Origin of the sequence: Streptomyces sp. NPDC058326, from assembly GCF_042879855.1 — a bacterium.
In the GTDB taxonomy this organism is placed as follows: Bacteria; Actinomycetota; Actinomycetes; order Streptomycetales; family Streptomycetaceae; genus Streptomyces.
The window spans coordinates 96,022-108,639 of the sequence record NZ_JBHVZO010000007.1 but is presented as its reverse complement, the minus strand read 5'-3'; the positions used below and the strand labels follow the sequence as shown (position 1 = coordinate 108,639).

The window sequence follows — 12,618 nt, the reverse complement described above, 5'->3', positions numbered from 1 at the left end:
ACAGGCTCGGGACCGGCAGAGCCGTGACACCCGAGGAGAGGCGATACACCGGTGACGAGGTCCGGGCAGGAGTATCTGGAGGGGCTGCGCGACGGGCGCGAGATCTGGATCGACGGGGAACGGGTCAAGGACGTCACCGCCCACCCCGCCTTCCGGTCCACCGCGGCCTCCTTCGCCGGGCTCTACGACCTCGCCGACGACCCCGTGCACCACCCCGTCCTCGTCCGGGGCGGGGTGCGCCGCGTCTACGCCGTGCCCCGCTCCTACCAGGACCTCGTCGCCCGCCGCCGCGCCTTCCGGACGACCGCCGAGGCGAGTTACGGCTTCCTCGGCCGTACCCCCGACTACATGGCCGCCGGAGCGGCCGGGTTCGCCGCCGCGCCCGCCGTCTTCACCGGCGAGACCTTCGACGGCGCCGAGCACGCCCTCGCCTTCCACCGCCGGCTCGCCGAGGGCGACCTGCACACCGCGTTCACCCTCACGAACCCCGCTGCCGGCCACGACGGCGACGACCTCACCCTGCGGGTCGTCGCGGAACGGGACGGCGGGATCGTCGTCAGCGGCGCCAAGACCATCGGCACCGGCGCCGTCTTCGCCGACGAGATTCTCGTCGGCACCATCGAGCCGCTCGCGGCCGACGACACCGAGCACGCCCTGACCTTCTCCTTACGGCTCGACACCCCCGGCCTCAGACTGATCTCCCGCACCTCCTACGAGGAACGCTCCCGCTCCGTCTTCGACCACCCGCTCTCCAGCCGGTACGACGAGAACGACGCGATGCTCGTCTGCGAGGACGTCTTCGTGCCCTGGGAACGCGTCCTCACCTACCGCGACCCGGCCACCGCCGGCGCCGTCTGGTGGCGGACCCCCGCCTATCTGAACTTCGTCCACCAGTCCGCCACCCGCTTCTGGACCAAGCTGGAGTTCCTCACCGGACTCGCGATCCTCATCACCCGCTCCCACGGAACCGAGAAGCTGCCACCGGTCACCCAGGCCGTCGGCCGCCTCCTCGGCATGGTCGCCCAGGCCAAGGCCTTCGTCCTCGCCGCCGAGGCCTCGTACGAGGAGGTCGACGGCGGGCGCGGCGGCGTACGCCCCGGGCAGGAGATCTCCTTCGCCCAGCGGATCATGGCCGGCGAGCTCTATCCGCGCGCCGTCCAGGACATCAAGCTCCTCGCCGGTGGCGCCCTCGTCCAGCTCCCCGCGAGCGGCCGGGACCTCCTCCACCCCGAACTCGGACCGCTGGTCCGCCGCTACTTCGGCACCCCCGGGCACCCCGCGGAGGACCGCGTCAAACTCCTCAAGCTCGCCTGGGACGCCCTCGGTTCGGAGTTCGCCGGCCGCCACGAGCAGTACGAGCGCTTCTACCACGGAGCCCCGCACGTCTACCTGACCATGCAGACCTGGGCCGGGGCCGCCGGGCAGTGCGAAAGCCTCGCCCAGGCCTGCCTCGACGGCTACGGCCTGGGGACGGCCCGGTGACGGCACCACCACCGGGGCCCCGACGCGGGGCGCTCGCCCTGCTCGCCTCCACCCAGCTGCTGCTGATCATGGACACCGCGATCGTCAACGTCGCACTGCCCTCCGTCGGAGAGGACCTCGGCTCCGGCTCCGCGGGCCTCTCCTGGGTCGCCAACGCCTACCTCATCACCTTCGGTGGACTGCTCCTCCTCGGCGGCCGGGTCGCCGACCTCCTCGGCCACCGGCGGGTCTTCCTCGGCGGCCTCGGCCTGCTCGCCACCGCCTCCGCCCTCGGCGGCCTCGCCCCGGGCGCCGACACCCTCGTCGCCGCCCGCGCCGCCCAGGGCATCGGCGCCGCCCTCGCCGCGGCCGCCGCCTTCGCCCTGCTGCTCCTGCTCTTCCCCGACGGCCCCGCCCGGCACAGGGCACTCGGCGTGTTCGCCGCCATGGGCGGCCTCGGCGGCGTCCTCGGCACGGTCCTCGGCGGCGTCCTCACCGACCTCCTCGGCTGGCGCTCCACGTTCTGGCTGAACGTGCTGCTCGCGGCGGTGCTCGCCGTCCTCGCCCTCCGGGTCCTCGACGCCCGCACCGGCCGCCTCCGCCACACCGGCTTCGACCTCGCCGGCGCGCTCACCGCGACCGCCGGACTCGGACTCGTCGCCTACGCGCTCGTCGGCGCCGCGGAGACCGGGTGGCTGTCCGCCCGTACCCTCGTCGCCGGGGCGGCGGGCGCCGTGCTGCTGCTCGCCTTCGCCGCCGTCGAGACCCGGGCCGCCGCGCCGCTCGTCCCGCCCTCCGTGCTCGCCAGGCCGGCGCTCCGCCTGGCCAACGTCCTGGCCGCGCTCGCCCAGACGACGCTGTTCCCGATGTTCTTCCTGGTCAGCCTCTACCTCCAGAGCGTTCTCGGATACGCGCCCCTCGGCGGCGGCCTCGGACTGCTTCCCCTGTCGCTCGTCGTCGTCGCGGTCGCCCCGCAGACCGGCCGGATCATCCACCGGATCGGCCTGCACCGGGCCATGACCCTCGGCTTCGTCCTGCTCTGTGCCGGCACCCTGTGGCTGGGCCTCGCGCTCACCCCGGACGGCTCGTTCGCGAGCACCGTCCTCGCCCCCAGCCTCCTGCTCGGCGCCGCCCTGCCACTGGTCATGGTCACCACCAACGTGGCGGCCACGGCGGAGGCCACGGCCGAGGAGACCGGACTCGCCTCCGGACTCGTCAACACCAGCCAGCAGTTCGGTTCCGTCCTCGGCCTCGCCGTCCTGGTGGCCGTCGCCACCACCCGCACCGGAGCCGTCGACGCGGCCCGCGCCGCCGCCGAGACGGCCGGCCACCGCGCCGCCCTGCTCACGGGCGCGGTCTTCGCCGCAGCGGCCGCCCTCCTCTCCCTCCGCCTCCACCTGCCGAGACCGGCCCCGGCGCCGGAGGACCGGATCGCGCACCCGCGCTGACGACCGGCCGGCACCCCTCCGCACGATGTCCACCATCACCGGCGAGTGAGCTGTGTTTCCGGCGAACCGAGCCCCGAACGAAAGGAGTGCCGTCGTGTTCGGCGACCGGCGCCATCGGACCGAAGACATACGCGCCGCAGACCCGCTCGGCGCCGACGCCGTGCTCGCCGCGGTGCCCGCGATGAACGCGGACGGCGACGTGGCCGCGCTGACCGTCGCCCTGCGCGCCCTGGTGCCCGACCTGGACCGGGCGGCCGAGTGGTGCGTCGGCGGCGCCCTCGCGGCGATGCGGGACCTCGGCATCCTGCTGGGCTCACTGAAGCGGCACGGCGTGCAGCCGCTCACCGCCGTACCCGAGGCGCTCCCCGTCCTCGAACTCCTCGGCCGCCGCACCGACATGGTGCCCCGCGACACCGTCCACCACTACACGACGTGGAACCCCGTGGGAGCCCGCCGCCGCTCGTACACCGGCCATCCGACGGAGGCGGTGCTCCAGGAAGCGGTACGGATGGTGTTCCCCGGCCTGGTCGCGGCGCTCGACGACTGCGGCCGTGTCGCCCGCCTGGAACCGTACGACCCGGGCTTCGCCGCCGCTCTCGACCGGGTGGCGCGCCACGTGGCGGCGATCGTCGACTCGATCGACCTCACCGTGGCGCGGGTGTCACCCGAGTACTTCGCCGTGACACTGCGCCCGTACTTCGAGGAGATCGAGGTCGGAGGCCGTGACTACCTGGGCCCGGCCGCCGCGCAGGTGCCGCTCTGGCTGGTCGACCTGACGCTCTGGCAGTGCGACCGCCCCGACCCGGCCTACGACGCCTTCCTCGACGAGTCGGTGCCGTACGCGCTGCCGGCCTGGCGTGCCTTCCACGACCGGCACCGGGGCGGGGTGTCGGCGGTGAGCAAACTGTCGGCCGCGGTGAGCTGGGAGGGCGCGGACCGGCTGCCGCCCTCGCTCACCGCGTCCGCGGAGGCGCTGGGCCGGGTGCTGCGCCTCCTCAAGACCTTCCGGGCCCGGCACCTCGGCATCGCCCGCAAGGCGTACAGCGAGGACGTGCGCCTGTACGAGGAGGGCAGCGGCGGGGCCCCGGTCGCGCTGCTGCGCTCGATCCTGGACCTGACCAGGGAGAACGAGACCATGGTGCGCCGCGCGACCGTGCGGCGCCGTCCCGCAGTGGCCCCTGTCGGGCCGTCGGCCGCGTAGCGGCGCCGAAGGAGCAGACGAGATGTTCGCCCGCACCCCGTCCCCCCGTACCCCCGGCCCGTACGGACCGGGCTTCACGCCCGGCTACGGGCAGAGCCCGCACGTGGTGATCGCCGGCGGCGGCATCGCCGGCCTCACCGCCGCCCTCGCCCTGCACGCCGCCGGCTTCGAGCGGGTGACCGTCGTCGAGGCGGCACCCGCGATCCGCCCGGCGGGCGCCGGACTCAACCTGATGCCGAACGCGGTCCGCGAACTGGACGCGCTCGGCCTGCTCGACGCCCTGGAGGCGGGCGCCCTGCGCACCCGCGAGCTGCGCTACTACCACCGCTCGGGCGGGCTGATATCGAGGGAGCCGCGCGGGATCGCGGCCGGCTACCGCTGGCCGCAGCTCTCGGTCCACCGAGGGCACCTCCAGCAGGTCCTCGCGGGGGCGGTACGGGCCAGGCTCGGTGCCGCGGCCCTCGTCACCGGGGTCCGGGTGACCGGCGTGGAGCTGCTGCCCGACGGGCGGCCGCGGCTGCGTCTCGAACACCGGGAGGGCGCCGTCCGCGGCCGGGCCTCGCTCGAACCGGACGTCCTCGTGGGCGCGGACGGCATCCGTTCGGTGGTGCGGGCGGCCCTCTCCCCGGGGGAGGGCGGGCCGCCGTGGAACGGGAAGCTGGTGTGGCGCGGGGTGTCCCGGATGCCGGCGCGGGCGGTGGGTTCGTTCATGCTCATCGCGGGCGACGACCGGCAGAAGGCCGTGGTGTACCCGATGAGCCGGCCGACCGGCCAGAGCCGGGAGGTCCTGGTGAACTGGGCGCTCGCGCGGCCCGCGGAGCCCACCTGCGCCTCGACCGAGGAACGGCTCCGGGGCGACTGGGACCGGGCCGTCCCCGTGGAGACGTTCCTCCCGTACTACGCGGGCTGGGAGTTCGACGGCGTCAGCGTCCCCGACGTCCTGCGCGCCGCCGACTCCGCGCACGTCTACCCGATGGTCGACCGCGACCCCCTGGACCGCTGGACCCACGGCCGCACCACCCTCATCGGCGACGCCGCCCACGCCATGTACCCCATCGGCTCCAACGGGGCCACCCAGTCGATCGTCGACGCGCGCGCCCTCGCCCACGCCCTCGCCCGGCACTCCGACCCCGCCGAGGGCCTCGCCGCGTACGAGAGCGAACGCCGGCCCGTCACCACCGCGCTCCAGCGTGCCAACCGGGAGCTCGGCCCCGAGGTCGTCATCGACCTCGCGCACGCGCGCGCCCCCCAGGGCTTCACCGACATCCACGAGGTCATCCCCGCCGAGGAACTCGCCGCCATCTCCGGCCGGTACGCCGCCACGGGCGCCTTCGACCCGTCGACCGTCAACCAGGGCTCCCCGTACGAGGTGCCCCTCCGCGCCGCGGCCCGAGCTCCGCACCGCCCCCCGCGCGCCGTGGCCGCGCGGGGCCCCCTGCCCTAACGTCGGTGCGGAACGACGGACGCACAGCGTGGTGCGTCCACTCCGCTCCGTACTCGCCTGCCAAGGTGGACAGCGTGAAGGCAATCCGTCGATTCACCGTGCGTCCCGTCCTCCCCGACACCCTCCGACCCCTCGCCGACCTCGCGCACAACCTGCGCTGGTCCTGGCACGAACCCACCCGGGCCCTCTTCGACTCCCTCATCCCCGAGGGCCCGTCCGGCGCCGACCCCGTGCGGATCCTCGGCACCCTCGAAGCCTCCCGGCTCGCCGCGCTCGCCGCCGACCAGGAGTTCCTGGCCCGGCTGCGGGCCGCCGCCGACGACCTCGACGCCTATCTGCATGCCCCCCGCTGGTACCAGCAGCGGTCCGGGGCCCCCGCCGCCCTCGCCTACTTCTCGCCCGAGTTCGGCGTCACCGCCGCCCTGCCCCAGTACTCCGGCGGCCTCGGCATCCTCGCCGGCGACCACCTCAAGTCCGCCAGCGACCTCGGCGTCCCCCTGATCGGCGTCGGCCTGCTCTACCGGCACGGCTACTTCCGGCAGTCCCTCGGCCGGGACGGCTGGCAGCAGGAGCAGTACCCCGTCCTCGACCCCGGCGAGCTGCCGGTCACCCTGCTCCGCGAGGCCGACGGCACCCCCGCCCGGATCACCCTCGCCCTGCCCGGCGGCCGCAGCCTCCACGCCCACCTCTGGATCGCCCGGGTCGGCCGTGTCCCGCTCCTCATGCTCGACTCCGACGTCGAGGAGAACGCCCCCGGCGAACGGGGCGTCACCGACCGGCTGTACGGCGGCGGCAGCGAGCACCGGCTGCTCCAGGAGATGCTGCTCGGCATCGGCGGCGTCCGCGCCGTCCGTACGTACACCCGGCTCACCGGCACCCCGGACCCCGAGGTCTTCCACAGCAACGAGGGCCACGCCGGCTTCCTCGGCCTCGAACGCATCCGTGAACTCCAGGGCCAGGGACTCGACTTCGACAGCGCCCTGGAGACCGTCAGGGCCGGGACGGTCTTCACCACCCACACCCCCGTCCCCGCCGGCATCGACCGCTTCGACCGGAGCCTGGTCGCCCGCCACCTCGGCGAGGACGGGGAACTCCCCGGCGTCGACACCGCGCGGATCCTCGCCCTCGGCGACGAGACCCCGCTCGGCGGCGAACCCGGCGTCTTCAACATGGCCGCCATGGGCCTGCGCCTCGCCCAGCGGGCCAACGGCGTCTCCACCCTCCACGGGGCCGTCAGCCGGGCCATGTTCGCCGGTCTCTGGCCGGGCTTCGACGCCGACGAGGTGCCGATCACCTCGATCACCAACGGCGTCCACGCCCCCACCTGGGTCGCCCCCGAGGTCGGCCGGCTCGGCCCCGACGCCACCGACCGTGAGCTGTGGGAGCTGCGCCGCACCCTCCGCGAACGGCTCGTGACCGACGTACGGGAGAGGCTCCGGGCCTCCTGGCGCCAGCGCGGGGCCGCCGCCGCGGAACTCGGCTGGACCGAGTCCGTCCTCGACCCCGACGTCCTCACCATCGGCTTCGCCCGCCGGGTCCCCTCGTACAAGCGGCTCACCCTGATGCTCCGCGACAAGGACCGGCTGCGGGCCCTGCTCCTGCACCCCGAGCGGCCCGTGCAGCTCGTCGTCGCCGGCAAGGCCCACCCCGCCGACGACGGCGGGAAGCGGCTCGTGCGGGAACTCGTCCGGTTCGCCGACGACCCCCGGGTGCGGCACCGGATCGTCTTCCTGCCCGACTACGGCATGGCGATGGCCCGCGGTCTCTACCCCGGCTGCGACGTCTGGCTCAACAACCCCCTGCGCCCCCTGGAGGCCTGCGGCACCAGCGGCATGAAGGCGGCGCTCAACGGCTGTCTCAACCTCTCCGTCCTCGACGGCTGGTGGGACGAGTGGTTCGAGCCCGACTTCGGCTGGGCCATCCCGACGGCCGACGGCGCGGCCGCCGAGGACGAGGACCGCCGCGACGACCTGGAGGCCTCCGCCCTCTACGAGCTGATCGAACGCCGGGTCGCCCCCCGCTTCTACGACCGGGGTCCCGACGGCGTGCCCGCCGACTGGACGGCGATGGTCCGGCGCACCCTCGCCGACCTCGGCCCGAAGGTGCTCGCCGACCGGATGGTCCGCGAGTACGTCGAACGGCTCTACGTGCCCGCCGCCACCTCCCGCAGGGCGCTCACCCCGGACCGTGCCCGGGACCTCGCCGGCTGGAAGGCCCGGGTCCGGGAGGCCTGGCCCAAGGTGACCGTCGACCATGTCGAGATCGGCGACGGCCTCGCGGACGACCTCGCCGACGCGGAGCTCGGCGCGACACCGGTCGTCCGGGTCAAGGTCTCCCTCGACGGGCTGCGGACCGACGACGTCGAGGTACAGGCCGTCACCGGCCGGGTCGACGCCGACGACACCCTCACCGACACCCGTACCGTCCCGCTGAAGCCGGCGGGCCGCCCGGACCTGGAGGGCCGGCAGCCGTACGAGGGCACCCTGGAACTCGACCGCACCGGCTCCTTCGGGTGCACGGTCCGCGTCCGCCCCGCCCACCCGCTCCTCGCCCACCCGGCGGAACTGGGCCTGGTGGCCGTGCCGGAGGAGACGACGGGGGAGGGGGCGGGGGTCCTGCTCAGATAGGGGCTCCGGGGTCCACGGGGCGCCTCGGCCCCGCGTCCGTCAGGGGTGCCTCGGCCCCTCGGCTCGGGGCCCCTCGATCGGCCGGCTCACGGCACCTCGGCCTTGTCGGCGAGGTGCCCGTCGACGAAGCAGAGGCGGTACACCGGGATCGCGGCGAGCAGCGTCGACCGGTAGTACCGGCACTCGTCCATGCCGGGCGGCTCCGCCGGTACGACCTGCGGAGGGCCGTCCAGCGGGTGGTCGGGCCAGTCCTCGGCGGCCTCGTCGATCTCCGTGAGCGTCTGCCCGACGCGGATCCGGTCGTAGTCCGCCGGTTCCAGGTACGACCGGGACTGGGTCCACAGGGCGACCCCCGCCATCAGCAGGGCGAGCGCCGCGAGGAGCGCGAGCGGGATCCAGATCGCCCGCGCCAGGCCCTTGCGGACCTCGCGGCGGGCCCGGTCCAGTTCCCGGGCCGAGGTGGGCGCGGCGGGCGGCGCCGGTGCGGGAGGGTGGCGGGGGAGGGCCGCGGTCAGGGCGAATCCGCCGTCCTCGGTGGCCCGGTGGGTGAGGGTGCCGCCCGCGAGCCGCACCCGCTCGCCGAGCCCGACCAGGCCGGAGCCCGGTGCGGGCGCCCCGCCCCGGCGGCCTTCGACGGTGCCGGGGCCGCTGATCACCCGGACCCGGACGTCGGTCGAGTCCTGGGCGACGGTCACCGAGACGGCGGAGCCGGGCGCGTGCTTGGCCGCGTTGGTGAGCCCCTCCTGGACGACCCGGTGCAGCGCGAGCCCCGACATCCCCGGCAAGGTGGGCACGGGGGTCGGGTCGAGCGTGACCGCGAGACCCGAGGCGCGGGCGCGGGCCGTCAGCTCCTCGACGGTCTCGCCGGGCGGGCTCGTCGGGGCGGCGGCGTCGTCCTCGCGCAGCACGCCGATGATGTCCCGCAGCCGGGCCGTCGCGTCCGCCGCCGCGCGGCGCAGCTCGCCCGCCGCCCGCTGCTGGTCGGGGCCGAGGTCGGGGGAGACTTCCAGGGCGCCCGCGCGGATCGCGATCAGGGCCAGGTCGTGGCCGAGGGAGTCGTGCATGTCGCCCGCGATCCGCGAGCGTTCCCGCAGCCGCTCCCGGTCGGCGACGGCGGCCTGTTCGCGCTCCATCCGGTCGGCCAGCTCCCAGCCGCTGCGCACGAGCCGGTCGTACTGGCGTACGTAACGGCCGATCAGCCAGGGCGCGACGACCGCGAGGGCGAGCGCGAGCAGCAGCGTGAACCACTGCCCGAACGAGGTGTGGGTGACCGCGGTGAGGACCAGGCCCGTCGCCGCGATCGCGCCGAACAGCCAGAGGGCCGCCCGGGTGTGCTCCTGGCGCCGCCCCGCCAGGTACCCGAAGGCGACGAGCGCCAGGCTGTACGAGGGGGTGAAGAGCTCCAGGGTGGCGGGCAGGCTCGCCGCGACCGTGACCGCGAGCGGCACGAGCGGCCACCGGCGGCTGACCGCGACGCAGCCCGCGAGCACCACGAGCCCCACGGCGACCTGGGTCCAGCTGCCGCCGTCGTTCGGGTCCGACCTCAGCAGGACGGGTACGCAGAGCAGCAGCCACAGCAGGAGGTCGAAGACGCGCTCACGCATCGGGGACCAGGCCCGCCTCGTACGCGAGGACCGCGAGCTGGACCCGGTTGCGCAGGCCGAGGCGGGCGAGGACGGCGCTCACGTGGGCCTTGACGGTGCCCTCGACGACGTACAGACGGTCCGCGATCTCCTGGTTGGAGAGTCCCGCGCCGAGGAGGGCGACGACCTCCCGCTCCCGGCCGGTGAGCGGTTCGAGGCGGGTCCGTGCCTCGTCGGCGCGGGTGAGGCGTTCGCCGCCGAGGGTGTCGATGACCCGGCGGGCGACGGTGGGGGAGAGGGCGGCGCCGCCCCCGGCCACGGCCCGGACCCCGGCGATGAGTTCGCGGGGGTCCCCGGACTTCAGCAGGAAGCCGCTGACCCCGCTGCCGAGCGCACGGGCGATGTAGCTGTCCTCGGAGAAGGTGGTGAGCATGACGACGGCCGCGTCGGGCACGGTCCTGCGCAGCTCCCGGGCCGCGCCGAGTCCGTCGAGCCGGGGCATCCGGATGTCCAGGAGGACGACGTCGGGCCGGTGCTCGCGGGCGAGTCCGACGGCCTCGTGGCCGTCGCCGGCCTCGGCGACCACCTCGATCCCGGGGTCGGTGGCGAGAATGGCCCGCACCCCGGCCCTGATCATCGTCTCGTCGTCGGCCAGCAGCACCCTGATCATGCGGTCCAGCCTACGGAGAGGCACGGACGCGCGGGCGCCCGGAGGGAGATGTTCCCTCCGGGCGCCCGCCCCCCCGCGTACCTCCCGGTTACGGGAAGGTCAGCTTGAAGTTGTTGATGTAGCCGGTGTCGATCGAGGCCTTGTCCTGGACACGGAGCTTCCAGGCGCCGTTGGCGACCTCCGAGGAGGCGTTCACGGTGTAGGTCTGGACGATGTTGTCGGCGCTGCCGCCGGAGCGGTTGCTGAGGCTGTAGGCCGAGCCGTCGGGGGCGACGAGGTCGACGACGAGGTCACCGCGGTAGGTGTGGACGATGTCCACGTCGACCTTGAGGGTCGAGGGGGCGTTGCCGGCGATGCCGGTGACGTTGACCGTGGAGGTCACCGCGGCGCCGTTGTCCGGGATGGACACGTCGGCCGCGTTCTCGAAGACCTTGCCCACGGGCGGCTCGGTGCCGCCGGGGCGGGTACCGACGTTGACGCCGGCCCAGGCGTGCTGGACCGCGAGCACCTCGGGGCTGCCGGCGCCGTACAGCTCCGTGGCCACCGCGACGGTGCCCGTGCGGGCGCCGGCGTAGTTGGTGGAGGAGTTGAACTTGGTGGTGAGCGCCTTGAACCAGATCAGCGAGGCCTTGTCGCGGCCGATGCCGGTGACGGGCAGGCCGTCGGAGGTCGGCGAGTCGTAGGTCACGCCGTTGACGGTCTTGGTGCCGCTGCCCTCGGAGAGCAGGTAGTACCAGTGGTTGGCCGGGCCCGAGGAGTAGTGGACGTCGACGTTGCCGATGCCGGAGTACCAGTAGTCCTTGGACGAGCCGTCCTTGCTGGGCTTGTCCATGTACCGCAGCGGCGTGCCGTTGCCGCGGATGTCGATCTTCTCGCCGACGAGGTAGTCGCCCTGGTCCTGGGCGTTGTTGGCGTAGAACTCGACGGCCGCCGCGAAGATGTCCGAGGTGGCCTCGTTGAGGCCGCCGGACTCGCCGCTGTAGACCAGACCGGCGGTGACGGAGGTCAGGCCGTGGGTCATCTCGTGCGCGGCCACGTCGATGGAGGTGAGCGGCTTGGCGTTGTTCGCGCCGTCGCCGTACGTCATGCAGAAGCAGGAGTCCTGCCAGAAGGCGTTGACGTACGCGTTGCCGTAGTGGACCCGGGAGTACGCGCCGACGCCGTCGCCGCGGATGCCGGCGCGGCCGTGCACGTTCTTGTAGTAGTCCCAGGTGAGCGCGGCGCCGTAGTGGGCGTCGGCGCCGGCCGTCTCCAGGTTCGACGGGCTGCCGTTGCCCCAGACGTCGTCGCTGCCGGAGAAGAGCGTCCCGGTGCCGGACGTACCCCGGTTGAGGTTGTACGTCTTGTGGTTGCCGCGGGTCGTGTCGGTGAGCGTGTACGAGGGCGCGGTGCCGAGGGTGACCGTGCCGCTGTACTGCGTGTTGCCGGTGCCGTTGTGCACGGCCTGCCACTCGTACAGCTTCGCGCCGGTCTTCGCGTCCGTCACGACGTGCAGCTCGTTCGGGGTGCCGTCGTGCTGGAGGCCGCCGACGACGGTCTCGTACGCGAGGACGGGGGCGCCCGACGCCATCCAGACGACCTTGCGCGGGGCGCGCTCGGCGTCCGTCTCCTTCGAGCCCTCCGCCTTGGCGAGGCCGACGGCCTGCTTCTCGGCGGCGGCCGGGGCGACGGTGGCCGCGAGGTCGACGTTCTTCAGCTCCGCGCGGGAGGACTTGGTGACCCCGGTGGTCGCGCCGGCCTTGGACTCGGCGACGATCAGGTCACCGCCCAGGACGGGCAGCCCGGCGTAGGTGCGCTCGTAGCGCGTGTGGGTCGTGCCGTCGCGGTCCTGCACGACGTCGCGGACGACCAGCTTCTCCTGGGCGCCGAGGCCGAGGGACTTGGCCGTGGCGGCCTTGTCGGCGTCGGCCGCCTTGATGAGCGCGGTGCGCTCGGCGGGGGTGAGGTCGGCAGGGAGCTTGCCGGGGTTCGCCGAGGTGCCCTGCTGGGCCTTGGGGGCGATCGTCCAGGGATCGTCGGCCGCGGTGGCGGATCCGGTCTGGACGCTCACGGCGAGCATGGCGGCGGCGGCGATCAGAGCGCCGGTCGCGGTGGCGCGGCGGCTGGGCGTGGATCTCACGCAGACTCCTTCTTGCGAGGGGGGTACCGGCGGACTGGGTGGGCCCGTCCGGGCGGAGCAAGCAG

The 12,618-nt window shown here is 74.3% G+C and carries 8 protein-coding genes; 5 read left to right on the top strand and 3 right to left on the bottom strand.

Going from position 1 to position 12,618, the window contains the following annotated elements; translation table 11 throughout:
• Positions 1 to 51: 51 nt before the first annotated feature.
• From ACFVYX_RS15760 to glgP, 5 genes are all read left to right on the top strand, one after another.
• Positions 52 to 1,482, top strand: coding sequence for a 4-hydroxyphenylacetate 3-hydroxylase family protein (locus tag ACFVYX_RS15760; protein ID WP_389681925.1), 1,431 nt, complete (start codon positions 52 to 54; stop codon positions 1,480 to 1,482).
• The gene (locus tag ACFVYX_RS15755; protein WP_389681924.1) at positions 1,479 to 2,909 is read left to right on the top strand and encodes an MFS transporter; all 1,431 of its coding nucleotides are present in this window, start codon (positions 1,479 to 1,481) and stop codon (positions 2,907 to 2,909) included. Before ACFVYX_RS15760 ends, ACFVYX_RS15755 begins: the two co-directional genes overlap by 4 nt.
• A 94-nt stretch (positions 2,910 to 3,003) precedes the next feature.
• A complete protein-coding gene (locus ACFVYX_RS15750) occupies positions 3,004 to 4,110 on the top strand; it encodes a monodechloroaminopyrrolnitrin synthase PrnB family protein (RefSeq protein ID WP_389681923.1) in 1,107 nt (368 codons plus the stop codon).
• A 22-nt stretch (positions 4,111 to 4,132) separates the two neighbouring features.
• Complete coding sequence (locus ACFVYX_RS15745; protein WP_389681922.1) at positions 4,133 to 5,554, top strand: FAD-dependent monooxygenase; 1,422 nt, start codon at positions 4,133 to 4,135, stop codon at positions 5,552 to 5,554.
• A gap of 74 nt (positions 5,555 to 5,628) precedes the next feature.
• Positions 5,629 to 8,181, top strand: a complete 2,553-nt coding sequence (glgP, locus tag ACFVYX_RS15740; RefSeq protein ID WP_389681921.1) for an alpha-glucan family phosphorylase — start codon at positions 5,629 to 5,631, stop codon at positions 8,179 to 8,181.
• Positions 8,182 to 8,267: 86 nt separating this feature from the next.
• Here the strand turns inward: glgP and ACFVYX_RS15735 are convergent, their stop codons facing one another.
• The 3 genes from ACFVYX_RS15735 to ACFVYX_RS15725 all read right to left on the bottom strand — a co-directional run bounded on the left by ACFVYX_RS15735 (position 8,268) and on the right by ACFVYX_RS15725 (position 12,553).
• Positions 8,268 to 9,785 (bottom strand): sensor histidine kinase, encoded by a 1,518-nt coding sequence (locus ACFVYX_RS15735; RefSeq protein ID WP_389681920.1) that lies wholly within the window; start codon positions 9,783 to 9,785, stop codon positions 8,268 to 8,270.
• Positions 9,778 to 10,434 carry a response regulator gene (locus ACFVYX_RS15730; RefSeq protein WP_389681919.1) on the bottom strand — a complete coding sequence of 219 codons (657 nt, stop codon included), beginning with the start codon at positions 10,432 to 10,434 and terminating at the stop codon, positions 9,778 to 9,780. The genes ACFVYX_RS15735 and ACFVYX_RS15730 overlap by 8 nt, the downstream gene beginning before the upstream one ends.
• Positions 10,435 to 10,522: 88 nt before the next feature.
• Positions 10,523 to 12,553 (bottom strand): M4 family metallopeptidase, encoded by a 2,031-nt coding sequence (locus ACFVYX_RS15725; protein WP_389681918.1) that lies wholly within the window; start codon positions 12,551 to 12,553, stop codon positions 10,523 to 10,525.
• Between the last annotated feature and the right edge of the window lie 65 nt (positions 12,554 to 12,618).

Excerpts from the sequence above, each read along its gene's own strand:
- ACFVYX_RS15730 (WP_389681919.1), bottom strand. The coding sequence starts at position 10,434 with ATGATCAGGGTGCTGCTGGCCGACGACGAGACGATGATCAGGGCCGGG.
- ACFVYX_RS15735 (WP_389681920.1), bottom strand. The coding sequence starts at position 9,785 with ATGCGTGAGCGCGTCTTCGACCTCCTGCTGTGGCTGCTGCTCTGCGTA.
- ACFVYX_RS15745 (WP_389681922.1), top strand. The coding sequence starts at position 4,133 with ATGTTCGCCCGCACCCCGTCCCCCCGTACCCCCGGCCCGTACGGACCG.